Here is a 24,321-nt window from a genome sequence, read left to right as displayed (position 1 = left end):
ACAGAACAATGAGCGTCCAGATTGATCACCTGCTCGACGAAACTCGTCAGTTCCCACCCACCCCTGACTTTCAGGAACACGCCGTCGCCACGCCCGCGCTGTATGCAGCGGCGGCCGATGATCGGCTGGGCTTTTGGGCGGAGCAGGCACGTGACCTGATTCATTGGCACAGGCCATTCACCCGCACCCTTGACTGGTCGAATCCCCCCTTCGCGAAGTGGTTCGAGGACGGCCGCCTCAATGTGGCGTACAACTGCCTCGACCGCCATGTGCTGGCTGGTAATGGCGACCGCGTCGCCCTGCATTTCGAGGGTGAACCAGGCGACTCGCGCTCACTCACGTACGCCGAGCTCACCGCAGAGGTGAAGCGGGCCGCGAACGTGCTCGCCAGCCTCGGCATCAAGGCAGGCGACAGGGTCGCCATCTACCTTCCGATGATTCCTGAGGCCGTCATTGCCATGCTCGCCGTGGCACGCCTCGGTGCGGTGCACTCTGTGATCTTCGGCGGCTTCAGCGCAGAGAGCCTGCGCTCCCGCATCGACGACGCCAGCGCTGTGCTCGTGATCACCGCTGACGGCGGCTACCGCAAGGGCCGCGCCTCCGCCCTGAAGCCCGCTGTTGACGCAGCGCTGCAGAGCGGCGACTCGACGGTGCGCAACGTTCTCGTCGTCAAGCGCACCGGCCAGGACGTCGAATGGAACGACCGCGACATCTGGTGGCACGATGCGCTGGGCGCTGCCGACCTCGACCACACGGCGGAGGCATTCCCCGCCGAGAATCCGCTGTTCATCCTGTACACGTCAGGGACGACGGGCAAGCCGAAGGGCATCCTGCACACCAGCGGCGGATACCTCACCCAGGCGGCCTTCACCCACAGGAACGTGTTCGACCTGCACCCTGAGACGGATGTCTACTGGTGCACCGCCGACGTCGGCTGGATCACCGGCCACACCTACGTGGCATACGGCCCGCTCGCCAATGGCGCGACGCAGGTGCTGTACGAAGGAACCCCCGACAGCCCGCACCCCGGTCGCTGGTGGGAGATCATCGAGAAGTACAAGGTGAGCATCCTGTACACCGCGCCGACCGCCATCCGCACCTTCATGAAGCTGGGCAGGCAGATCCCGCAGGAATTCGACCTGACCAGCCTGCGCGTGCTCGGTTCGGTGGGTGAACCCATCAACCCTGAGGCATGGATGTGGTACCGAGAGGTCATCGGAAACAACATCACGCCCGTGGTCGACACCTGGTGGCAGACCGAGACCGGCGGCATCATGATCTCCGCGCTTGCCGGGGTCACCTCGACCAAGCCAGGCGCCGCACAGGTGCCGATTCCCGGCATCAGCATCGACGTCGTCGACGATGGGGGCACGCACGTCGGAAACGGCAATGGCGGGCTCCTCGTGGTCAAGGAACCGTGGCCGGCCATGCTGCGCGGCATCTGGGGCGACCCTGAACGCTTCAAGGAGACGTACTGGGACAAATTCAACGGCACCCCGATCGCGCCCGCCTACTTCGCGGGCGACGGAGCGCGCCTCGACGACGACGGCGACATCTGGCTGCTCGGTCGTGTCGACGACGTGATGAACGTCTCTGGCCACCGCCTCTCGACGGCAGAAATTGAGTCGTCGCTGGTCGCGCATCCGCTCACTGCAGAGGCAGCGGTTGTCGGAGCGGCCGACGAGACAACAGGCCAGGCTGTCGTGGCGTTCGTCATCATCAAGGCCAGTCAAACGGATGCCGCATCACACGAAGACGTCGCAGAGGTTTTGCGGGCTCACGTTGCACAGCAGATCGGGGCCATTGCCAGGCCGCGGCAGATCTTTGTTGTGAACGAACTGCCGAAGACGCGATCAGGAAAGATCATGCGCCGCCTGCTGCGCGATGTTGCCGAAGGCCGTGAGATCGGCGACACGACGACTCTCGCAGACACGTCGGTGATGCAGATCATCGCCGACAAAATGAAGAGGTAGCACGCAGCAGGCGCCAGTCACCGAGTGACGGGCACCACGTGCCAGGCAGTCACTCAGCCGGCGTACTGATCGCCGCCATCTGGCGCCGTGCAGTATGGAACGTCTCGAGGTCGATGGGGAACTCCCCGTCGACCTCGCGGACATGCCGAAGCACCTCGTCTCCGAGCGCGATCGAGAGCCCAACCGTCAGACGGGCTTCGGTGGCGTGGTCAGCGTCGCCCAATCGGGCGAATTCCGGATGCTCGTCGAGCCACGCAGTGATCACGGCGACCAAGCGCTCACGGCTCTCGTCGCTCGACCACGAGACAGAACTAGCGGTTCCCGGCTCTCGCGCGAAGAGCGCGAACCGCCGCTGGGTCAATGTGTCATCGGCTTGACCGCGGACGGACTCCATCACGATCAGGCTCGCCGCGACCACCAGGTCACGGGGATGCCGCATGAGGATGTCAGCGGTGAGGCTCGGATCAAAGACCAGCGCGGATCCGAAGATGGCCTGGTCGAGAGAGGAGAAATAGTTGAAGAAGGTGCTGCGGGACACCATCGCCGCCGCGCACACCCGATCAACCGTGACCGCCCGAACGCCTTCGTCATAGGCGAGATCGACCGCAGCGTGCTCCATCGCTCGTCGAGCAGCGCGCATCTTGAGCTCTCTGAGTCCCTCAGACACGCTTTCTCCCTCGCTCGACCCCTCCACCCACAATACTGAGTATAGTTTTGGATTGCATCCAAGTTTGGACTGAGTCCATGCTTGGCGGCGTCTCCACTACTGAAAGGTTCCACATGCATCGTCCGCTCCGGGATCGCACAACATTGCCGACGCACGCCAGAGTTACTGCGAGGCGGGCACGAATCGCCGGCGCGATCACCGCCGTGATGGGGCTGGCCATGGTGACGGTGCCGCTGGCCGCAAACGCGGTCGAGACGGCCGTGCACCCCGTTTCTGTCACGGTGAGCATCAACAACGGGACGGATGCCGCGGCGCTCGCGGGCGTGCACATCGCTGTGCGTCAGGCGGAGGGCGACGACACGGTCGTCGCGACGGGCACTACCGACGCCGATGGCATCCTTGAGCTTGCAGTCGAGGGTGTCGAGACCAGCTATGTGGCGGATGCCGAATGGCCGGGAGCCCCCGGCGACCTCAATCCCACGACGACGCGAACGGAGTTCAGACTCGGCAGCGGGACTCCCGTCAACATCACCCTGTGGGGAACGTACGGCACGGTGTCCGGTTCGATGACCGCGACCGCCGATGGGGCACCACTGACCGATCTCAGCGGCGCCGCCGCCGTCATCACCAGCGGCGCAACGGCCGTGCAGCAGATCTCGCTCGCCGCCGATGGCACGTTCGTCTCCGGTGCGCTGCCCACGAGCGGATCTGCGGACTACCGCGTGTCCTTCGCTCCGCCGACGGGGTACGACATCGCCGCGGAGCAATCCACGGCCAACCCGCCGTTCGCGCTGCCGGCAGACGGAACGAGCCCGGCCGCGCTCGCGATCCAGCGTCAGTTCGACGTCGTGTCGCACGGCACCACACCATCACCGACGCCGACGCCGACTCCCACACCCACGCCCACACCCACGCCAACATCCACACCAACCGTGCCGGCCACACCGACCCCGACCGCCACGCCGACCGCTGGCCCACCGCTGCCTGTGGTGCCGACGGCATCCGTCACGTTCGGTGACGCCGGCAGTCTGGGTGCTGCACTCGACGGAAGCAGTGAGGCGCAGCTGAATGCGCTTCTGGCCGCGACGTCCGCCGGTGGCTACCAGAGCACCGCGGTGAACAACAGGTTGAATCAGCTGCTCGGTTTCGCGCAGCAGCCCACACCACAGCAGGTGCAGCAGCTGATGGGGCTCGTGTCGCCCATCACGGCTAGCGCGCCAGGGCTCACCGTCAATCAGATTTCGTTCGTGGCGACGGACCTCCAATCACTCCTCATGTCGGTCCAGAAAGAGCGAGCCTCGCTGCTGAACACCCAACTCGCCGCGCAGCTCACTGAGGTGCAGGCGCGCAACGCGCGCATCGCGACGCTGAACACCGCGCTGTCCGCCGTCACCGCGTACCTCGCGTCGCCGACCGAGGCTGCTTTCACGGCGGCCAGCAACGCAGTGAAGGCAGCCGGCGTCGAGCATGTGTTCCTGTCCGCTTCCGCTGGCACCGGATCTGCGTCCGCGTCTGCGCTTGCCACGAACCTGCGTGGTCAGATTGACTCGGCGTCCAACAGCCAGCAGATGGACATGCTCCGCCTGCAATCCCTGACCAACAAGTACAACGACGCGTTCGACCTCATGACGAACTTCGTCAAAAAGATGCAGGACTCACGCTCAAGCGCTATCGGAAACATGCGCTCCGCCCCGGTGGCGCTTGGCACGGTGCAGTGGGACAGCGGCACCGTGACCGGCAACCTCGACCTGACAAACGTGCCGAACGGTGAGCACCACCTCATCCTGACATTCGCCGAGGCTGGTGTCACCGTCGTTTCGAGCGTTACCGTGCAGCACGGTGAACTCGCCGCGACCGGTGGGCAGCTGACTCCCGCGATGGGGCTGGGTGTTGGTCTGCTGGTGCTCGGGTGTGCTGCCGTCATCGGCGCGCCGCTGCTGCGACGCCGTGATGTGACCGCAATGCGTCCATAAGGTACGAAATCCGGCCCTTCAATCAAGAAGGGCCGGATTCTTGCGCAGTGGGGTTCTCAGCCCTGGCACGTCATGGCGTCAGGTCACCCGGCCTGCGGGGCAGGCGCACGCCACCGGTCGCCGGCAGTTCGAGGGCAGGAAGCGACGAGCGCGCCACGTCGCCGCTCATGCCCGTCGCCCTGAGTCCATCGACGATGATCTGGCGGAACATCGCCAGCAGTCCCTGGTCGGCTGATGCGTGGGTCGATGCTTCTTCAAGAACCGCAATCGCCGTCTCGAACCGCTCTGCGGCCTTGGCGGAATCAACGTCTCGATGCCCGAGCACGAGCAGGTCAATACCGATGGCAATTTCCCTGGCAACCGCGGCCACCCGCGGCTGGGACCGACCAGACGCCGTGATCACCTGGGTGCGGCGAGCAACCATGCGCAGGCTGCGCGAGGCACTCTCCAACCCATCGTGCATGGCCATCCGCGCCAACCATGCATCCCGGCTGCTTCGAGACAGCGGAGAGAACGTGGCGACTGCACGAGCGGACTCCAGGGTCACCCGCCATGCGTCGAGGCGCGGCTGAAGGGGCACCAACTGGCTCGCAGCGCGACGAGAGGGCTCTGCGTCGCCCGTCTCAAGCGACAGGGCTATCAGATGGGCTGAGTCTGCGAGATCCCTGATGACCGAGTTGCCTGCGCTCAACGCCCGTCGAATCGGAGCGGCCGGAATCAGCGCTGTCATGAGCAGCGCGACACAACCGCCGACAACGCCGTCGAGTGCACGCAGATATGGGCCACCGGTGGGATCAGGAAGCACGGCGACAAGCATGGACTGGGTGGCGGCGCTGAGTGCGAACGCCGGGTTCCGTGACACCAGGGTTGCGAGTGACAGCACGAGCAGCAGCGTCACCGCGATCTGAACCGGTCCCCGGCCAAACAGCGAGACCACCGTGGCGCTCAGAGTGATGCCCATCACCATGGCACAGGCCGTCTCTGCGACCGTGCGCGGGCGCGCATCCCGGTTGAGGCTGAGACTTGACAAGGCCACGGTGCACGCAAGCGCCGGTGACGTGTGGCCGAGCGCGTAGTGTGCGACCGCGAATGCGATCGTGGCGGTGACCGCGAGTTGGATGATTGTCGGCAACGTCGTTCGCAGCCGCTGAAGCCTTCCGTTGGTGTGAGACGACAGGGCCGCGAGCGAGGCGCTGGTTGGCCACGCGGAAGCCAATGCTCGTCGGATCATCATGAGTGGTCACGATAGTCCGGCCGTATTTCTACGAGATTTCCGGGAGCGCAACCGAGAGTTCGAGCGGCCAGCGCACAACGCACGTGCCGGGTCAGGAAATCATGACCACGACACGTGCGTCAGGGTGTTGCGGGGAGAACGGCAGTCCAGCCCATTCTCGGCAAACGGATGACTACGCGAATGACACGATCAGTTCGACCTCGACCGGCGAGTCAAGGGGAAGCACGGCGACGCCCACAGCGGAACGCGCGTGGATGCCGATGTCGCCGAAGATCTCGCCGAGGACTTCGGACGCACCGTTGATCACGCCGGGCTGGCCGGTGAACGAGGGATCGCTCGCGACGAATCCAACGACCTTGACGACCTGCGTGATGCGGTCGAGCGATCCAATGACGGACTTGATGGCCGCGAGTGCGTTCAGCGCAGAGATGCGGGCATAGTCCTTCGCATCCTCAGCCGGCACCAGGCCGTGCCCGTCGCCGACCTTGCCTGTTGCAGGCAAGGCCCCGGCCACCATCGGGAGCTGGCCAGAGGTGTAGACGAGAGAGCCGGATACCACTGCGGGCACGTACACCGCAACGGGTGGGACGACCGTGGGCAACTCGATACCGAGTTCGGCGAGGCGTGCTTCGATGAGCGACATGACTAGGCTCCTTCGGTCGGGTTGATCGGGCGCTTGAGGTAGGCGACAAGGCCACCCTCCGGGCCCGTGACAACCTGCACGAGCTCCCAGCCGTCAGCCCCCCAGTTGTTCAGGATAGCCGCGGTATTATGGATCATCAGCGGGGTCGTGAGGTATTCCCAGGCAGGCATGTGGCTCCGATTCAGGTGGTTTTTCAGCTTTGTCCCTTACGCTCAATTGTATGTCTGCCAAAAAACGAACGGCGAGAGGAACCCTCGGAGGTTTCCTTGGCTTGATCGGGATGAGCGCCGTTGCCGGTGTCCTCGTAACAGCCGCCGTAACCCCTGCGTTGGCCGTGAGCGGTATGGCCGCGAGCAACACCATCGGTATCTTCGAGAACCTGCCTGAGTACCTCGCTGTTGACCAGCTCTCCCAGAAGAGCAACATCTACGCGATGAACTCCGAGGGTGCGCCAGTACTGCTGGCCTCCTTCTACGACCAGAACCGGGTTGAGGTCGCCTCTGACCAGATCAGCCAGTTCGTGAAGGACGCAGCGGTGTCCGGTGAGGACCCGCGCTTCTTCGAGCACGGCGGTGTCGACCTCGAAGGAACCGTCAAGGGAGCTGTGAGCACTCTCACCAGCGGCTCCGCGCGTGGTGGATCGTCGATCACCCAGCAGTACGTGAAGAACGTCCTGGTGCAGAAGTGCGAGTTGCTGACCGACGAGGTCGCACGCGACGATTGCTACGACGACGCCACCAGAACGAGCGCCGACCGCAAGCTCAAGGAAATGCGCTGGGCTATCGGCGTTGAGAAGAAGTACTCCAAAGACGACATCCTGCGCGGCTACCTGAACATTGCCGGCTTCGGCGGCAGTGTCTATGGCATCGAATCGGCCGCGAACTACTACTACAACACGACTGCCGCGAACCTGACGCTGCCCCAGGCCGCCAGCCTCGTCGCAATCGTGAACAACCCGGTCAAGTTCCAGCTCGACAACCCGGAGAGCGAGACGAACGGCGCGGCCAACGGCTATGCAGCCAACAAGGACCGTCGCGACTATATTCTCGGCGAGATGCTGAAGTACGGCACCATCGCCAAGGCCGACTACGACGCTGCCATTGCAACGCCGATCGAGCCTGTCATCACAGAGCCGAGCACCGGATGCCAGACCGCCGGCGGCAGCGCCTACTTCTGTGACTACGTCACCTCGATTCTGAAGACCGACCCCACATTCGGTGAAGACGAAGACACCAGGTTCGCCAACTTCAAGCGCGGCGGATACGACGTGTACACGTCACTCGACCTCGAGCTCCAGGTCGCGGCCGAGAACACCATGCGCGAGAACGTGCCGCAGACCTACGAGGACTGGGATGTCGGAAGCGTGATCTCCAGCGTCGAGGTCGGCACCGGGCGCGTACTGGCCATGGCCCAGAACAAGGAGTACAGCCAGGACCCGGCCGTGCTCGAGAGCGGCCCGCAGTACACCAGCATCAACTACAACACCGACATTGACCAGGGTGGATCGAGCGGATTCCAGCCCGGATCAACCTACAAGGTATTCACGCTCGCTGACTGGCTGAAGGAAGGCCACTCGTTGAACGAGCGAGTCGACTCCAAGCGCAAGTCAGACTGGGGAACCTTCAAGGACAGCTGCCTCGGCAACCAGTCATTCCCCGGCTACAACCCGAAGAACGACTCCAACGAGAGCGGATCCAACTACAGCGCCCTCGAGTCGACGGTGGGCTCCATCAACACCGGCTTCATCGGCATGGCCAAGAAGCTTGACCTGTGCGGCATCCGCAAGACAGCTGAAGCGTTCGGCGTGCACCGGGCAGACGGAGACGACCTCCAACAGGGAGTCAGCTCCGTGCTCGGCACCAACGAGATCGCACCGCTGACGATGGCGGCCGCATTCGCCGGCATCGCGAACAACGGCAACACCTGCTCACCCGTCGCGATCGACAAGATCATCGGCCCTGATGACACCGAAATCGCGATCCCGAAGTCCACGTGTGTGCAGTCCGTCGACCCGTCGGTCGCGGCCGGCATGACCTATGCCATGCAAAAGGTCATGACGTCCGGTACGGCGACCTCGTCGTACAGCAGAACTTCTCCCCGCGTTCCCATGATCGGCAAGACCGGTACCACGGATGGCAACAAGGACACGTGGATGACCGGAGCCAGCTCCAAGGTCGCCACCGTCGTCGGCGTCGTCAGCGTCACCGGCGACATCAACCAGCGCAATGTGTCATTCGACAGCGGTTCGGCCGCAACGGCACGTCACCGCATGTGGCCAGACGTGATGTCGGTCGCGAACGCGAAATACGGCGGAGACGATTTCGCTGAGGCATCGTCCAGCGTGATCCAGGCCGTTCAGGTTCCCGTTCCCGATCTCCGCGGCAAGTCGATGTCTGAAGCCCAGTCCACGCTTGAGTCTGCCGGATTCAGCTTCGTCGACGGCGGCGTCACCGACTCAGAGATGCCGGTCGGAACTGTCGCAGGGACTGACCCAGCCGGCGGAACGAACGCGAGCAGGGGATCGACTATCACCGTCCACTCCAGCAACGGTTCACTTAAGTTGCTGCCCAACGTTGTTGGGATGGACGAGAACGGAGCCAAGTCAGCGCTCGGCGGATACTCGATCGACAAGAGCGAGCAGAATGTGACCGACAGGTCGCAGGACGGCAAGGTCATCTTCATGGAGCCCGGCGCGGGAAGCGCGGTCAAGTCCGGCAGCAAGATCGCCCTCGTCTTCGGTAAGTTCGCAGAAGGCGGCGGCGGCAACGGCGCCCCCGGAAATGGCAACAACGGGAACGGCAACGGATGACGTCCGTACGGGGTGGCAGCAGGGGCCTAGGCACCGTTGCCACCGCTCTCGGTGCCGTAGGACTCGCCGCCCTGGCGTGGGGATCACTCGTGGAACGAAATCGATTCACGCTGCGAGAGGTGACGGTTCCTGTGCTGCCGCAGGGGGCTGCCCCCATCCGCATCCTGCACCTGTCTGACCTGCACATGGCACCGTGGCAGACGGCCAAGCAGGAGTGGGTGCGCTCACTCGCCGATCTGGAACCAGACCTCATCGTCGACACCGGAGACAATCTGGGACACGAGGACGGGGTCTCAGGGATCGCGTACGCCTTTGAACGGTTCAGCGGCATCCCTGGCGTCTTCGTGAACGGCTCGAACGACTACTACGGCCCGACGATGAAGAACCCCTTCAGGTACTTCACCGGTCCATCACATCGCCCCACCCCGTCGGCACCCCGGTTGGATACCGACGCCCTGCTCCAGGTCTTTGCAGACCTCGGCTGGCTCGACCTCAACAACGCGGCAGCGGCGCTCGATGTCAACGGCACCCACCTGGAGATGTTCGGCGTCGACGACCCGCATATCGGCCGCGACAGGCTGGAACTCATCACCGCAGCCATCGATGACCTGCGAGCAAACGATCCGCTCTCCGACGAGACCTGGCCAGACCCCGAACAGTCAGCCGAACCTCGCTCAACCCTGACTCTTGGAGTGGCCCACGCGCCGTACCAGCGGGTGCTGAACTCCTTCGTCAACCACGGGGCAGAACTCATCCTCGCCGGCCACACGCACGGTGGACAGGTGTGCGTTCCCGCCTTCGGCGCCCTGGTCACCAACTGCGACATCCCACGCGACCAGGTCAGTGGCTTGAGCCTGTGGCACGCGGGACTCCGGTCTGCGTTCCTCAACGTCTCTGCAGGACTTGGCACATCCATCTATGCTCCCGTGCGGTTCGCCTGCCCACCAGAAGCAACGTTGCTCACCCTCATTGCCGCGTAGGCGTGCACCAATAGGCGGGAATACTCTGGGGAAATCAGTACGGGCGCCGAAAGGGTCACGAGCACCCCTCGGAAGCGTCTATACTTATTGAGGCCCAACAGCCATCGGGGTATGGCGCAGCTTGGTAGCGCGCGTCGTTCGGGACGACGAGGTCGCAGGTTCAAATCCTGTTACCCCGACCAGATAAAAGGTTCCCACTCTTCGGAGTGGGAACCTTTTTCGGTTAACAATTCTGGTCGCCGATCACGGTCGCCAATCTCCGTCACCATCTTTTGCCGCGCTGTCCGCTGACCTAGTCTTGTCGCACTGCGAGACTCGCAGCACGCACGCGAAACCATCGGATGGCACTGTGACCGACGAACGACCCGACACATTGTTCACTGCCACACAACCCACCGAGCTGCGGATCCTCCGCCGGGTCACGCTGTGGAGCACCGCCGTCTACGTGGTGCTGCTGGCGCTGATCGCCTTCTGGGCGACATCCGTCGACGGCTCTGTGCACGACCTGCTCGCGGACAGGCTCGTGCTGTGGCGCAGCCACGGTGCCCCTGAGTGGCTGCGGTACGGCGCGATCGAGTTCGCAGCAAACGTGCTGCTGTTCGTCCCACTCGGCGTGTGCATTGTTGTGCTTCTCGGCGCACGACGGTGGTGGCTGGCCATCGCGTGTGGCGGCGTGCTGAGCGCGGCCATAGAACTCACGCAGCTGCTCTTCCTCCCAGACAGGTCGGCCTCTGTTCGAGATGTCCTCGCGAACACCACAGGGACCGCGCTCGGAGTCACCATCGGCCTGCTGCTGGTCTACGGCGTCGCTCGAGTGTCAGCCAGACGATCGGCTGCCACTCGAGCGACGAGCGGTTAGATCAGGGCCAGAGCCAGGGCTAGGCGAGGACCAGACGCGGGTAGTCGGTGTATCCGACCGCACTGGGGCCGTAGAAGGTTGAGTAGTCTGGCTCGTTCTCGGGGTGCTCACCCATCCAGCGCTCCAACAGGTCGGGGTTGGCGATAGCAGCGCGCCCAACGGCCACGGCGTCAGCATGCCCGGCCTCGAGCACGGCCTCGGCCTCCAGGCGCGTCGTCGGTGAGGCGAAACCGGTGTTGACGACAATCGGTCCGGCAAAGCGACGACGCAGATCCTGCACGAGGCTGCCAGCCGGTTCTGCGTGCAGGACGTCGAGGAACGCGAGGTTCAGCGGGGCAAGACCATCGACAAGCGCGCCATACGTGGCGGCCACGTCGGCGGCATCCGTTTCAGCAATGTCCTGGATGTTGTGCTCAGGAGAGATGCGCACCCCCACAACACCAGAACCCAGCGCCGCTACGACGGCAGTCGCCACCTCAATGCCGAACCGGGCACGATTCTCGGGGCTGCCCCCATAGTTGTCGTCGCGAATGTTCGCCGCAGGGGAAAGGAACTCGTGCAGAAGGTAGCCATTGGCGAAGTGAAGCTGCACACCATCGAGCCCGGCCCGCATAGCGTTCACTGCCGCCTCGACGATCTCGGCCTGCACCGCTGGCAGTTCCTCTGTGCTCAGCGCGTGGGGAACGGGGTATGCCTCCTTGCCATTCGGGGTGTGGAGCTCGCCCACAATGGCGATCGCACTCGGTGCGACGATTCGGCTGGTGCCCGTGATGGATGTGTGTGAGACCCGACCTGAGTGCATCACCTGCATCACGATCTTTCCGCCGGCCGCGTGAACGGCATCCGCGACGCGCGCCCACCCAGCGATCTGCTCCTCGGTGTGGATACCAGGCTGGCCCGAATACGCCCTCGATTCAGGACTCGGGTACACACCCTCCGTCACGATGAGCCCCAGTGAGGCGCGCTGTGCGTAGTGCTCAACCATCAGGTCGGTCGGTACGCCGTCGGCGCTGGCCCGCAGGCGAGTCAGCGGCGCCATGACCAGGCGGTTGGACAGTTCAATGTCGCCGAAGGCGACGGGAGAATACAGGTTCACGAGAGTGAGGCCTTTCGCATTTCAGAAGTGGCGTGCAGGCCGCTGGATGGCGACAGCGGAGGTCACGGCCGCCATCGACTCCGCGTGCGAGACTTCCGCGCACCTTTTATCCAACCCGATGAAGCGCCACCGCATTCCTCAGCAGGCACGTAACCCGCGTGGCGCAGTCTTGAGTACCCGCTACGGGCGCCCGAGGCCGTAGTACGACCAGCCGGCGGCGCGCCAGGCCGCTGGGTCATATGAGTTGCGGCCATCGACCACGACAGGGGTGCGCACGAGTGACGCGACCCACACCGGGTCAAGCGCCCGATACTCGGGCCATTCCGTCACCAGTACGACAACGTCTGCGTCGCGCAGCGCGTCGTCGAGTGACGCCGTGTAGCCGAGTTGCGGATGCCTGGCGCGGGCATTCTCAATGGCTTCAGGGTCGGTCGCCACTACGTCAACGCCGAGGCCGTGCAGCTGCACGGCAACATCGAGCGCCGGCGAGTCACGCACGTCATCGGAGTGCGGCTTGAAGCTGAGGCCGAGTACCGCCACCTTGGACGTGTGCAGGTGGTCGCCAAGGGCAGACACCGTGAGTTCGACGACGCGCTGTCGCCTGCGCAGATTGATGTTGTCGACTTCCCTGAGGAACGCGACGGAGTCCCCCCTGCCCAGTTCCTCAGCGCGCGCCGTGAATGCCCGAATGTCCTTGGGGAGGCATCCGCCGCCAAACCCGACGCCGGCGCCCAGGAACTTGCGGCCGATCCGGTCGTCGTAGCCGATGGCATCCGCGAGCTGAGTGACGTCGGCTCCGGTCGCCTCGGCGATTTCCGCCATGGCGTTGATGAAGCTGATCTTGGTGGCGAGGAAGGCGTTCGCCGACACCTTGACGAGCTCCGCGGTGGCGTAGTCGGTGATGACCAACGGCGTCTCGGCCGCGATGGCCGACGCGTAGACCTCATTCAGGAGGGCAGTCGCGTGGTCGCCGGTCTCGCCGGATGGAACGCCATAGACCAGGCGATCAGGGGTGAGCGTGTCCTGCACGGCGAATCCTTCGCGCAAGAACTCCGGGTTCCAGGCCAGTGACGCGCCACGACCGGATGCCTCAACCAACTCGGCAAGGCGGGCGGCGGTTCCGACCGGTACAGTGCTCTTCCCCACAACCAGTGACCCCACAGCGAGGTGAGGGATCAACGCTGTCACTGCGGCGTCGACATAGGTGAGGTCGGCGGCGTAGCTGCCGGCCTTCTGCGGAGTTCCGACGGCGACGAAGTGCACCTGGGCATCGGCAACAGCCGCGATGTCGGTGCTGAAACGCAAGCGGCCAGTGCTCAATGCTGAGGCAAGAACCTCTGGCAGGCCAGGCTCGAAGAACGGAGCTTGTCCCGCGGAGAGCTGTGCGATCTTGTGCGCGTCGACATCGACGCCGACGACGTCGTGCCCCAACTCGGCCATCGCCGCAGCGTGCACCGCGCCCAAATAACCACAACCAATAACCGACAGCTTCACTCGATGCACCTCACCCTTGAAGTGTATCGGGCGGGTATCTGCGTCTGCGGCGAGGCCATAGTGGCGCGCTATCCCGCCGTTGGTTCAGCGGGTGAGCACTGTGCCGTTTCGAAGCACAGAGATCATCGTGTGTTCGTCGGCCTCGATGACCAGGGTCGCAGCTTCCGCGCGCCCTGCAGGCAAGACCCTGGCCGTCAACCGACCAGAGCGCAGCCTGTCCAGCTCGGCTGCCACCATTTGTGCGAGAGAGTCGACGTCGAATGATGGATGGTCCCCGCCATCGTCGAGCAGGATGACTTCGATGCCTCGCGCTCGCGCCCGTCGCGCTGCGTCGGTCAGCGGCTCACGGCAGAGCGAACGAGCCCTCATCGCGTCGCGCAATCCGGCCTCGACCAGCAGGCAGTCCGCCCGCTCTGCATCGCCGGGCTCATGCTGGTTGGCGAGCCGTTCAAGGGCCGGACGCGCCAGCGCGTTGATTCGATCCAGCTGGGCCTTGCGCTCCATGATGGCGGCAGTCTGGGTGGCCTCCACTTCCGCTCGGCGAAAACGTGCGATATTCAGCGCTGCCAACGTGCGTGCAGTGCGCTGGACGCTCACCGCGACCAGCGTTCCGGCCAGCAGTGTTCCCGCATGTCGAATCACGAGATTGACGCCGACAGAGACGCCCAGATCGTTCACGGAGGCCCAATAGATCGTGATCGCAGCCATGGCGGCGTACCCGAACCATGCCAACCCCCCACGACCGCGGAGCGCCATCACGAGGAGCACCATGGTGATAGCACCGAGATGCCACTGCGAAAACGGATTGCTGGTGCTGGTCGGCAGCTGGAAGAACCTGAGCAGCATCGTGACGGCGCAGAGTGCCAGGATGACCCACGCACGTTTCACGGGCATCCGGATGCCCACATCTCCCATCAGCCCATATGCAGCCAGGGCCGCCGCAATGAAGGCGGGGATTTCCAGCACCAGCCCAGCGCGCGGATCGTCGTCGGTAAACGCCAGTACCGCGTGCACCGCGATGAAGAAGACCAGGATCACTCGCGCCGTCGGCAGCGAGATGCCCAGCATCTCAAAGGTCGAGCTGGGCTCAGTACCAGCGGATGCCTCGGCGCTGGCAGCTGGTCCCTCGGCGTGAGGCGCGGCCTTCTGGCCTGCTGATCTCAGCTTGCTGCCGACCATGAGACCTCCACCTCAGTGCCCTGTCCCGGTTGCGTGCGCACCAGAGCAGCTCCCCCGTTCACGCGCTGCATGCGACCAATAATGCTCTGGGCGATTCCGAGACGCTCAGCCGGAACTGCCGACAGGTCGAAACCGACACCGTCGTCGCTGACCGTGATGCGCAGCCCTGAACCGGACATCTGTGCCACGATCGTGCGCCGTACCGGACGGCTCAGCGTTCCCTGGGCGCTGGCGAGCGAATTACGGATGGCCTCACTGACCGCGCCGAGCATCGCGGTGGCAGCCGCGGAGGGAATCACGCTCGAATCGACGATGTCGTGGCGGAGGACACTCTCCTCGTCGAGGTCTTTCACCGCTGTCACCAGCCGAGCAACGAAGTCATCCCCGCGCACTGTCCGGTCAAGGTGCGGCACACCGAGCGCGTCGAGCTGGGCGAGCGTTGAGGAGGCATGCCTCGACAGCACATCGCTCGGCACGGCACTGCGCCCCGCGAGCAGCAGGGTGGAGATGACGCTGTCGTGCACGATGGCATCGATATTCAGGCGTTCCTGTTTGCGCGACACCCTGGCAGCTCGTTCCGCATAATCACGGCGCGCGGCAACAACCGCGGCGTCGAGCCGTGCAGCCGCAAGCTTGGTCGACAGCGCGAGTCCAACGACGACGGAGACCAGGAGCAGCGAATAGAGAGCATCCTCGAAACCGGTGAGCGCAGCATTCGGCTGCGCCGACGCTCGCCCCCTGATCACCCCACCGAGTGCGCACATGATGCCGGCGTAGCCCCAGATGATCCGTGTATCGCGGGTGACGGCCACAACGCAGAGCGCCGGCAGCCCCGTGAACGTGATGATCCACGGCACGTCGGCATCGGCCGGAAACCGCCCGCCCGGAAACGCGAACGCGGCAACAACGGCGAAGAAGAAGGTGCTGGCGCTCACCATGGCCAGTGTCCGCATCACGGAAATCGGCGCCCACTGTGACATCACGCCAAGGGCGAGAGGAATACCGAGTACCAGCAACCACACGGCGATCGCCGTCGCAGCCGGGTACACGCTGAACTGCGCGAAGACCGATGTCACGGAGAGACCGCCGAACACCAGGGCGATCAAGCCGATCGCGGCGTATAGCGTGCGCGTCATCCGCTCTGTTGCTGTTCCCGTCACCCGCCGGGCTCGACGCTGGCGGCCAGATCGACGCGGTCGACGATATGAAGCGGCCGCAGCCGGGCCGGTCACCGCTGGCCAGGCATGGGCAGGATGCCGTCCTCCAGCGCTCGCTTATACAGGTCGATCTTGGTACTCGCCGGCCGACCGACCCGCTCGTACTTTGACCGGACGCGACGAATGTAGTCAACAACGGTCAGCTCTGACAGCCCGGTGCGGCTGGCAACCAGCGGAGCTTTCGCCCCCGCCGCGTACAGCGACAGGACTTCCCGCTCTCGGGGGCTCAATGCGGCATCCGCCAGGTCGGGATCTCCGTCCAGGGCTGCGGCCCACTCCGTGGACAGGATGGGCTCCCCCGATGCCGCCCTGGCCACGGCGTCAAGCAGCACGGCTGTCGGCTCAGATTTGCGCACGACGCCCAGTACCCCGCCCCGCGCAGCAGCACGCATCAGGTTCGCGTCGTCTCCGCCCGTGAACGCCAGCACCTGGGCACCGCTCGCGCGGAGTCGCTCTACGTTGTCGGACACCATCGACCCGTCGGACAGACGAAGATCAAGGATGACGAGGTCAACGCCTTCCATGGCAGCCCTGGACTCAAGCAGGTTCGTCACACTGTCCGTTGTCGCCACCACGACGATGTCGGGGATGGTCGAAAACAGATCCGCGAAACCTCTCACCACTATCTCGTGGTCGTCGATCAGAGCCACACGGAAACTGGCCATCAGGTCTTCCCTCCTGCGCGTCGTGACACCCACATGCCACGGATGCGACACTCCGTTGCACTCAACCTAGGGCACGATGGCCACCAGCTCACAGCGGGAGACGGAGAATGTCTGGGCAGGAGACGACGTGTCGGCCCTACGACGCCCGGCGGCGATCGTTCAGGATGCCGCCGCTCTCTTCGAGATAACAGGCTCCACAGAGCGATTCGTACGTGACCATGTCGCCGTCGATCGCAACCTGGTTGCCGTCGAAAACGAATCGTTCGTTGATCTTCCGGCCGTTGAACACAGCCTTACGCCCGCAGCGGCAGATCGTCTTCAGCTCTTCGAGGCTGTGCGCGATCTCCAGGAGACGGCGGCTGCCAGGGAATGCGACAGTCTGGAAATCGGTGCGGATGCCGTAGGCAAGCACCGGAACATTCTCCAGGATTGCGATTCGCAGCAGGTCGTCGACCTGTTGCTCTGTAAAGAACTGGGCCTCGTCGACGAGCAATGCGCTGACGTCGAGCCCCGTGGTCGCGAGCACACCCTGGCGGTGAGTCTGAAACAGGGCGTAGACGTTGGCGGTCGGCGACATGAGGAAATCGACGTCGCGAGTCACTCCGAGGCGAGACACGATATGGGTATCACCCCTGGTGTCGATCGACGGCTTTGCGAGCAGCACGCGATGACCACGTTCTTCGTAGTTATATGCGGCCTGCAGCATGGAAGTGCTCTTCCCGCTGTTCATCGCTCCGTATCGGAAATAGAGTTTCGCCATTTGCGAATGCTGTCCGTTCTGGGTTGTGGGTGCTCGCGCGCGCCGCCGGTGCCAGGCAGCCCGTTTTACATTACTCGATCCCCCTTGAGCTCACCTTGCTTAAGATTCGAAGATGTGTTCGAATTGGACAATGAGATGGAGCAGCCAGGAACTACAGACAGAGCAGGCGGGCACCCTGCCGGGTCTTGCCAGGCTCAACAACCTGGTGCGCAGCGTTCAGACGCCGGAGTTTGCCGGCATCACTTTTCACGAGGTGCTCGCGAAGTCTGCGCTCAATCGGGTGCCAGGGCAGAGCGCCATGCCCTTCGGCTGGACGATCAATCCATATCGCGGCTGTTCGCACGCCTGCACATACTGTTTCGCGCGTCCAACACACACGTACCTTGATCTGGACTCAGGGGCCGACTTCGACAACGAGATCATCGTCAAGGTCAACGTCGCTGAGGTGCTCCGCACCGAGCTGGCCAAGCAGTCGTGGGGCAGACAGGGCGTGGCTCTCGGCACCAACACGGATCCGTACCAGCGCGCAGAGGGCCGCTACCGGCTCATGCCGGGCATCATCGCGGCCCTTGCCCACTCGGGGACGCCATTCAGCATCCTGACCAAGGGCACATTGCTCCGCCGCGACCTCGACCTGATCGCTGAGGCCGCAGAGCATGTTCCGGTGGATCTCGCCATGTCGATCGCCATCTACGACGACGAGCTGCAGCAGTCGGTAGAGCCAGGCACGCCAACGACCAAGGCCAGGCTTGCGACGGTGACCGCCGTCAGGGAGCGAGGGCTCGAGTGCTCGGTGTTCCTCATGCCGATCCTGCCGTTCCTCACCGACACCAAGGCGCATCTCGACGACGCCCTGCGCCAGGCGAAGGCCGCGGGAGCAACATCGGTGGTCTACACCGCGCTGCACCTGCGGAGCGGCGTCAAGGACTGGTACATGAGCTGGCTGGCGCGCGAGCACCCTGAACTGGTCACCCGCTATCAGGAGCTGTACCGCACGGGAGCGTACGCCCCCAAGGACTACCGCACCTGGCTGGCCGCACGCATCAAGCCGCTCATTCGCGCCAACGGGCTTGAGCGCAGGCACGAGCAGCGGATGCCTGACGTTCGGTCGTCAGCGCTCGGCGGGATGCGAGACGCCAACGGTGAGCGTCGCGCAGCGTTGCTGAACTCGATGTCGCCGAACTCAGTGTCGCTCATTGCGGAGGAGTTGCCCCCAGAGCTATCGCCGACGCTGTTCTGAGATTATGCGGGCAGGTGCAGCGCTGCTGCGGTTGCGGCCAGCGACGCCGCTGCCGCCTCCGGATTGCGGGACAGCGTCGTACCGAGGCTCGGCACCATCTCCTTCAGCTGCAGCTCCCACTCGACGTACTCCTCAGGGAAGCACCGCTTGAGCAGGTCGACCATGATCGGGGCGGCTGTTGATGCTCCCGGCGATGCCCCAAGCAGACCGGCAATGCTTCCGTCGGACGCCGTGATGACCTCGGTGCCGAACTGCAGCACGCCCCCCTGCTTGGCATCCTTCTTCATGACCTGCACACGCTGGCCGGCCGTGATCAGTTCCCAGTCGGCGAGCTTGGCCGTCGGCATGAATTCCTGCAGGGCCTTCAGCTTCTTCTGGCGCGTGGCGACGAGTTCTCCGGCGAGATACTTCATCAGGTCGAAATTGTGCCTGGCGACCGCGAGCATCGGACCGATGTTGTGGGCGCGAATGGAGAACGGCAGATCGAACCAGGTGCTGGTTTTCAGGAACTTGGGCGTGAAACCGGCGTACGGACCGAACAACAGCGATGCCTCGCCGTTCACGACACGGGTGTCGAGGTGCGGAACAGACATGGGCGGGGCGCCAACGGCCGCCTTGCCGTAGACCTTTGCCTGGTGCTTCGCCACGATGTCTGGGTTGCTGGTTTTCAAGAACTGACCACTGATGGGGAACCCACCGAAGCCCTTGATCTCGGGGATTCCGCTCTGCTGGAGCAGGGCGAGCGCGCCGCCCCCTGCACCGACGAACACGAACCGGGCGTTGACCGTCTTCTTGTAGCGGCCGACGAGGTTCATCAGCTTGACGCGCCAGGTGCCGTCGCTCTGCTTCTTGAGCCCGGTGACCTGGTGGTTGAGGTGAAGGGCGGCACCGCGCTTGGTCAGGTCGTCGAACATAAAGCGAGTGAGCGCACCGAAATCGACGTCGGTGCCTGACTCGATCCGCGTGGCTGCGATCTTCTGCTTCGGGTTGCGCTTCTTGGTGAGGAGCGGCGTCCATTCGCCGATCTTCGCCGGGTCGTCACTGAACTCCATGCCCTGGAACAGCGGCTGGTCTTTCAGCACATCAACGCGCTTCTTCAGGTACTCGATGTTCGCCTTGCCGTGCACGAAGGTCATATGCGGCGTCGCATTGATGAACTTCTCCGGTTCGGGCAGCGCGCCGATTGAGACGAGGTGCGCCCACAGCTGACGGCTGATCTGGAACTGCTCGTTGATGCTGACAGCCTTGTCAGCGCTCACCGTGCCATCCGCCGATTCCGGCATGTAGTTCAGCTCGCAGAGCGCGGCGTGGCCGGTACCTGCGTTGTTCCATGGGTTCGAGCTCTCCTGGGCAACAGCGCCCAGTCGCTCGTAGACCTCAATGGTCCAATCTGGCTGCAATTGCTTGAGGAGAGTGCCAAGCGTGGCACTCATGATTCCGCCGCCAATGAGGACGACGTCGACGGGGGCCTGAGAATTCACGCTTTTCAGTCTATCGAGGCAAAGCTGTGCGGCCGCACGAACGCGCGGTCAGCGCGGTCGCTGCCGCTCGTACTGGGCGATGAAGTCGTCGACGGAGACGGATGCCACGGTGCGGGCGATGATGTCAAGGTCAAGATCGGCCAGTGTCCTGAAGCGCAGGCAGCTCTTGCCCATGTCGAGCGTGAGCCCGGTTGCGGCCCACTCAGCTTTGAATGCGGCATCCGCTTCTGGATAGCTGTGAAGACCCATCAGGTACAGGGAGTTGTAGTTCTTCTGGGCAGCGAGGCTGACGTAGGCCAGTGGCTGTGTGTTGTACGTGTTCGGAAAGCGCGCCAGCGGGACGACGAAGCCCGGCATTCCCCAGTACATGCCGAGTTCGTACCCAGCGGGCATCGCATCCCACAGCGTCTCGATGACCGGATACAGGACCGCACGACGGTCTGAAGTGAGGTCGGCAAAGTAATGCTCAACCTCGGCAGGCACGTGCGTTTTCTTCATTCCTCCAGCGTACTCGCGAGCCCCAGGGCGCCCGCCGGCACGAGGGCGAGGCCGCCGTGGGTGTTCAGGCGCTCAAGGGTCTGGCTCAGACTCTGGGGAACGCCGTAGTGGAAGCCCTGCGCATTCCGGATGCCGAGCGCCGTCAGGTGTTCGGCCATCGCCTGGTTCTCCACCCCTTCGACGATCATCGAGTACTCAAGCTTGTCGCCGAACCCCTGCAGTGCCGTGAGCACCTCTCGCTGCCGGATGTCGTCGAGGTCGTCGATGAGGCTCTTGTCGATCTTCAGGATGTCCATCGGGATTCGGACCAGCGAGTCAACGGATGAATCCTGCGATCCGTAGTCATCCACTGCGATCATGATGCCGAGATCGCGAAGATATTCGGTGTGGGCGCGAACAGGCTCAGACACCATCGCCAGCGATCCCTCGTTCAGCTCGAGACAGATGGTGATGTCGGAGTAGCGCTCGGCCAGTTCTTCGATGAAGGTGCCCACTCGCCCCGCCAGCACCTGGGGCGCGTCGATATTGATCGTCATGCAGGCAATGTGGCGATCAATCGCCCTGAACTGGGCGGCGGCGGCCATCGCCTTCTCTGATACCTGCACCGTGAGCGCATCCATACGGCCGAGGGCCTTGGCCTTCTCGATCAACATCGACGGCGAGATCGAACCCAACTGCGGGTGCGTGTACCGCACCAGGGCCTCGAACGCCCAGATTCGGCCGGTGAGCAGATTGACGATGGGCTGGAATGCGACCTCAAGCAGGTCTTCCTCGATTGCCCTGACCACAATGTCGTTCACCTCGAACGAGCGGTGGTTCGCGATGTTCAGGCTGCTTGACTTCGTGGTGCCACCCTGCCGGGTTGAACGGCGATTGCGCTTGATGGCGAGCATCGCATTGTCGGCGTCAGCCACGAGTTGCTTGAGGTCGGTCTCCCTGTGGGCAGAGTACGCGAGCCCGACACTGAGCACGGGAGTGACTTCCAGCTCTCCGATAGTGAGGGGAGCGCACGCCTCTGCGATGATCTCTTCAGCCAGCAACCTGGCATCCGCCAACGATGACAGCTGGGTGAGGGTGATGACGAATTCGTCGCCGCCGACCCTGGCCACAACGTCACGGGCCCGCACTGCTCGTGTCAGCCGCGCGCCAATGTTGCGGAGAAGCTCGTCGCCCACCTGGTGGCCGTGCTGGTCATTCATCCGCTTGAAATTGTCGAGGTCGATGAACATGACGGCAATGGCCTCCGCGTATTCGCGGTTGTCATTGATGTTGGCCAGCGCCTCCTGGAACGCGCCATAGTTCGGCAGCGTCGTCAGCGAGTCGGTTTGTGCGCGCAGCGTGAGTCCGCCGATGTTGTGCCTGCCCTCTGTCACGACGTCCGCTGTGCGGGCGAGCGCGATGAGAGCATGGCGGTCATCGATGGTGAATGCGCCATCCATGGCGTCGCGGCGCGCAACGACGTATTGGCGCCTGCCCATGGTCAGGACGACGGGCACCCCGATCTCGCCTGATCGCGGAGGTTCGTCCCGCACTTCGACCAGTTCGGCGCCGATGGCGTCCGCCGCGACCCTGCATAGTTTTCGTGCCAGGCGCGCGGATGCCTCAGCTTCGGAGATCGCCGCGAAACCGACCATGTTGTTCGCCCTGGCGGTGAGCCTGTTGCTGGAACTGAGGGCGCTCGTCCCCGCGATCAAGCCGTTGAGACGACGGCGCATGATGTTCATCGAGACCGGGAGCTTGATCGCCACGGCCGTCGCCGTCAGCGCAAGGAGCACGACGACGGTGTTGATTGCCGTTGCCCCTTCCCCGTTGTTCAGGAGGACGACGCCGTACTCACTCCGAGATGCGATAACGCCTCCAGCCAGCGCACACCCGATGAACGCCAACGCCGTACGGGTCGGCGAGAGCAGCGACCGCCCGTCGAGATCCGGTGTGTTCTTCGTGAGTCGCATACGCAACACCTCGATGATCGTGATGAAGAGGACGTAGTCGCTACACGCGATGGCCATCGCCCAGAAGACGTCCATTCCGTGGTTCTGAAGCACGAAGGCGAGGCCGGCGGTCATCGCAGTTCCGATACCCGCAAGGCCAGCGCTGTAGAGCGCCACAGACACATGACGCGTCCTCACGAGAATGATCGCCATCACGCCAATGACGATGACACCAATGCTGATGAGCTCAGGTACAACCGCCACCAGAGCGGGGAACGCCAACACCGGCAGGCTGAGCACCGGGGTACGGTGCCTGACGCTGCCGACCCTGATCCACAGAACCTCCAGCGTCGCTGCGCACACCGCGCCCACAAATGCGACCAGCCACTGCCAGGATGGCCCCGCGACCAGCAGGACGAGTGACGCAGCCACCATGATCACGGCCAGTCCAGCGACAATGCTGAAGGCGACGCGCTTCACGCCTCGCGCCTGGGAATACCCATTGACGGGCATGGGATGCTGCTAGACCGCGAGCAGGTCGGCTGCGACAAGTTCTGCGATCTGCACGGCATTCAGAGCCGCGCCCTTTCGCAGGTTGTCATTGCTGATGAACAATGCGAGACCGCGGTTGTTCGGCACGCCGGGATCTTGCCGGATGCGGCCGACGAACGACGGATCCTGGCCTGCGGCCTCAAGGGGGGTTGGCACGTCAGTGAGCACGACGCCAGCCGCGTCGGAAAGGAGTTCCTGGGCGCGAGCAACAGAGAGCGGATTGGCGAACTCAACGTTGATCGACAGTGAGTGGCCCGTGAACACCGGGACGCGCACGCACGTACCGCTGACCAGCAGGTCGGGGAGCTCAAGGATTTTGCGGCTCTCGTTGCGCAGCTTCTGCTCTTCGTCTGTCTCGAACGAGCCGTCGTCGACAATGTTGCCCGCCAGCGGGATCACGTCGAACGCAATGGGGCGCACGTACTTGACGGGCTCTGGCATGGTGACGGCACTGCCGTCGTGCACGAGCTGCAACAGGTTGGTGTCTTCTGCGGCGACGCGCACCTGCGTGGCGAGTTCTTCGGCACCGGCGAGGCCACTGCCGGAGACAGCCTGATATGTGCTCACGATCAGGCGCTCGAGGCCGGCCTCGTCGTGCAGTACCTTGAGCACCGGCATGGCAGCCATGGTGGTGCAGTTCGGGTTGGCGATAATGCCCTTGACCGCCTGCTTGATGGCGTCCGGGTTCACCTCGCTGACGACGAGCGGAACCTCGGGGTCCATGCGCCAGCCGGAGGAGTTGTCGATGACTGTCACTCCGGCTGCGGCAAAGCGCGGAGCCTGCGCCTTCGACAGGGTGGCACCGGCCGAGAAGATGGCAACGTCGAGTCCAGTCGGGTCGGCGATCATGGCGTCTTCAACCACGATCTGCTCGCCCTTCCAGGGCAGCGTCGTTCCGGCAGACCTGGCCGACGCAAAGTAGCGGATGCTGGCAACCGGGAAGTCGCGCTCCTCAAGCAGGCGACGCACGACGGCACCGACCTGTCCGGTGGCTCCGACGACGCCGATGTTGATTCCTGCGGAGTTGCTCACTTCGTTCCTCACTCTGTCGCTATGCATAACTCCTGCAA

Annotated in this window: 20 protein-coding genes and 1 tRNA gene; 7 read left to right on the top strand and 14 right to left on the bottom strand. The window is 63.9% G+C overall.

Features of this window, described 5'->3' with window-relative positions:
* Positions 1 to 8 precede the first annotated feature (8 nt).
* Positions 9 to 1,973, top strand: coding sequence for an acetate--CoA ligase (gene acs, locus AC25Y4_RS07790; RefSeq protein ID WP_488119825.1), 1,965 nt, complete (start codon positions 9 to 11; stop codon positions 1,971 to 1,973).
* Between the two features lie 49 nt (positions 1,974 to 2,022).
* Here the strand turns inward: acs and AC25Y4_RS07785 are convergent, their stop codons facing one another.
* Positions 2,023 to 2,640, bottom strand: a complete 618-nt coding sequence (locus tag AC25Y4_RS07785; RefSeq protein WP_488119824.1) for a TetR family transcriptional regulator — start codon at positions 2,638 to 2,640, stop codon at positions 2,023 to 2,025.
* A gap of 113 nt (positions 2,641 to 2,753) precedes the next feature.
* Between AC25Y4_RS07785 and AC25Y4_RS07780 the strand changes: the two genes are divergently transcribed.
* Positions 2,754 to 4,613, top strand: coding sequence for a hypothetical protein (locus tag AC25Y4_RS07780; protein ID WP_488119823.1), 1,860 nt, complete (start codon positions 2,754 to 2,756; stop codon positions 4,611 to 4,613).
* A 70-nt stretch (positions 4,614 to 4,683) separates the two neighbouring features.
* Here AC25Y4_RS07780 and AC25Y4_RS07775 read toward each other — a convergent pair whose 3' ends face one another.
* The 3 genes from AC25Y4_RS07775 to sp36 all read right to left on the bottom strand — a co-directional run bounded on the left by AC25Y4_RS07775 (position 4,684) and on the right by sp36 (position 6,660).
* Complete coding sequence (locus AC25Y4_RS07775) at positions 4,684 to 5,847, bottom strand: FUSC family protein (protein ID WP_488119822.1); 1,164 nt, start codon at positions 5,845 to 5,847, stop codon at positions 4,684 to 4,686.
* A 172-nt stretch (positions 5,848 to 6,019) separates the two neighbouring features.
* Positions 6,020 to 6,490, bottom strand: coding sequence for a RidA family protein (locus tag AC25Y4_RS07770; protein ID WP_488119821.1), 471 nt, complete (start codon positions 6,488 to 6,490; stop codon positions 6,020 to 6,022).
* 2 nt (positions 6,491 to 6,492) lie between these two features.
* Positions 6,493 to 6,660, bottom strand: a complete 168-nt coding sequence (gene sp36, locus AC25Y4_RS07765) for a Sp36 family protein (protein WP_488119820.1) — start codon at positions 6,658 to 6,660, stop codon at positions 6,493 to 6,495.
* A 50-nt stretch (positions 6,661 to 6,710) separates the two neighbouring features.
* Here sp36 and AC25Y4_RS07760 point away from each other — a divergent pair, with 50 nt between their 5' ends.
* The 4 genes from AC25Y4_RS07760 to AC25Y4_RS07745 all read left to right on the top strand — a co-directional run bounded on the left by AC25Y4_RS07760 (position 6,711) and on the right by AC25Y4_RS07745 (position 11,138).
* Positions 6,711 to 9,299, top strand: coding sequence for a transglycosylase domain-containing protein (locus tag AC25Y4_RS07760; RefSeq protein WP_488119819.1), 2,589 nt, complete (start codon positions 6,711 to 6,713; stop codon positions 9,297 to 9,299).
* On the top strand, positions 9,296 to 10,279 hold the full coding sequence (locus AC25Y4_RS07755) for a metallophosphoesterase (protein ID WP_488119818.1): 984 nt from the start codon (positions 9,296 to 9,298) through the stop codon (positions 10,277 to 10,279). Before AC25Y4_RS07760 ends, AC25Y4_RS07755 begins: the two co-directional genes overlap by 4 nt.
* 105 nt (positions 10,280 to 10,384) lie before the next feature.
* Positions 10,385 to 10,461 (top strand) — tRNA-Pro (locus AC25Y4_RS07750).
* A 167-nt stretch (positions 10,462 to 10,628) separates the two neighbouring features.
* Positions 10,629 to 11,138 (top strand): VanZ family protein, encoded by a 510-nt coding sequence (locus AC25Y4_RS07745; protein WP_488119817.1) that lies wholly within the window; start codon positions 10,629 to 10,631, stop codon positions 11,136 to 11,138.
* A gap of 19 nt (positions 11,139 to 11,157) precedes the next feature.
* Here the strand turns inward: AC25Y4_RS07745 and AC25Y4_RS07740 are convergent, their stop codons facing one another.
* From AC25Y4_RS07740 to AC25Y4_RS07715, 6 genes are all read right to left on the bottom strand, one after another.
* Positions 11,158 to 12,234, bottom strand: a complete 1,077-nt coding sequence (locus AC25Y4_RS07740) for an alkene reductase (protein ID WP_488119816.1) — start codon at positions 12,232 to 12,234, stop codon at positions 11,158 to 11,160.
* Between the two features lie 180 nt (positions 12,235 to 12,414).
* The gene (locus AC25Y4_RS07735; protein WP_488119815.1) at positions 12,415 to 13,728 is read right to left on the bottom strand and encodes a UDP-glucose dehydrogenase family protein; all 1,314 of its coding nucleotides are present in this window, start codon (positions 13,726 to 13,728) and stop codon (positions 12,415 to 12,417) included.
* 84 nt (positions 13,729 to 13,812) lie between these two features.
* The gene (locus tag AC25Y4_RS07730) at positions 13,813 to 14,907 is read right to left on the bottom strand and encodes a hypothetical protein (RefSeq protein ID WP_488119814.1); all 1,095 of its coding nucleotides are present in this window, start codon (positions 14,905 to 14,907) and stop codon (positions 13,813 to 13,815) included.
* On the bottom strand, positions 14,889 to 16,067 hold the full coding sequence (locus tag AC25Y4_RS07725; RefSeq protein ID WP_488119813.1) for a sensor histidine kinase: 1,179 nt from the start codon (positions 16,065 to 16,067) through the stop codon (positions 14,889 to 14,891). The genes AC25Y4_RS07730 and AC25Y4_RS07725 overlap by 19 nt, the downstream gene beginning before the upstream one ends.
* A 68-nt stretch (positions 16,068 to 16,135) precedes the next feature.
* A complete protein-coding gene (locus AC25Y4_RS07720; RefSeq protein WP_488119812.1) occupies positions 16,136 to 16,789 on the bottom strand; it encodes a response regulator in 654 nt (217 codons plus the stop codon).
* A gap of 136 nt (positions 16,790 to 16,925) precedes the next feature.
* On the bottom strand, positions 16,926 to 17,549 hold the full coding sequence (locus AC25Y4_RS07715; protein WP_488119811.1) for a thymidine kinase: 624 nt from the start codon (positions 17,547 to 17,549) through the stop codon (positions 16,926 to 16,928).
* 130 nt (positions 17,550 to 17,679) lie between these two features.
* Here AC25Y4_RS07715 and AC25Y4_RS07710 point away from each other — a divergent pair, with 130 nt between their 5' ends.
* Positions 17,680 to 18,789, top strand: coding sequence for an Rv2578c family radical SAM protein (locus tag AC25Y4_RS07710; RefSeq protein ID WP_488119810.1), 1,110 nt, complete (start codon positions 17,680 to 17,682; stop codon positions 18,787 to 18,789).
* Between the two features lie 2 nt (positions 18,790 to 18,791).
* Here the strand turns inward: AC25Y4_RS07710 and AC25Y4_RS07705 are convergent, their stop codons facing one another.
* Genes AC25Y4_RS07705 through AC25Y4_RS07690 form a run of 4 tightly spaced genes read right to left on the bottom strand, consistent with a single transcriptional unit; the run spans position 18,792 to position 24,283 of the window.
* Positions 18,792 to 20,279: a malate:quinone oxidoreductase gene (locus tag AC25Y4_RS07705; protein WP_488120446.1), complete on the bottom strand. Its 1,488-nt coding sequence runs from the start codon at positions 20,277 to 20,279 to the stop codon at positions 18,792 to 18,794.
* 39 nt (positions 20,280 to 20,318) lie between these two features.
* Positions 20,319 to 20,768, bottom strand: coding sequence for a DUF1801 domain-containing protein (locus tag AC25Y4_RS07700; protein WP_488119809.1), 450 nt, complete (start codon positions 20,766 to 20,768; stop codon positions 20,319 to 20,321).
* The gene (locus tag AC25Y4_RS07695; protein ID WP_488119808.1) at positions 20,765 to 23,212 is read right to left on the bottom strand and encodes an EAL domain-containing protein; all 2,448 of its coding nucleotides are present in this window, start codon (positions 23,210 to 23,212) and stop codon (positions 20,765 to 20,767) included. Before AC25Y4_RS07695 ends, AC25Y4_RS07700 begins: the two co-directional genes overlap by 4 nt.
* Positions 23,213 to 23,221: 9 nt before the next feature.
* Positions 23,222 to 24,283 carry an aspartate-semialdehyde dehydrogenase gene (locus AC25Y4_RS07690; RefSeq protein WP_488119807.1) on the bottom strand — a complete coding sequence of 354 codons (1,062 nt, stop codon included), beginning with the start codon at positions 24,281 to 24,283 and terminating at the stop codon, positions 23,222 to 23,224.
* Positions 24,284 to 24,321 lie beyond the last annotated feature (38 nt).

The organism is Leifsonia sp. Y878 (assembly GCF_057669685.1).
This window is presented reverse-complemented; position numbering and strand designations above follow the sequence as displayed.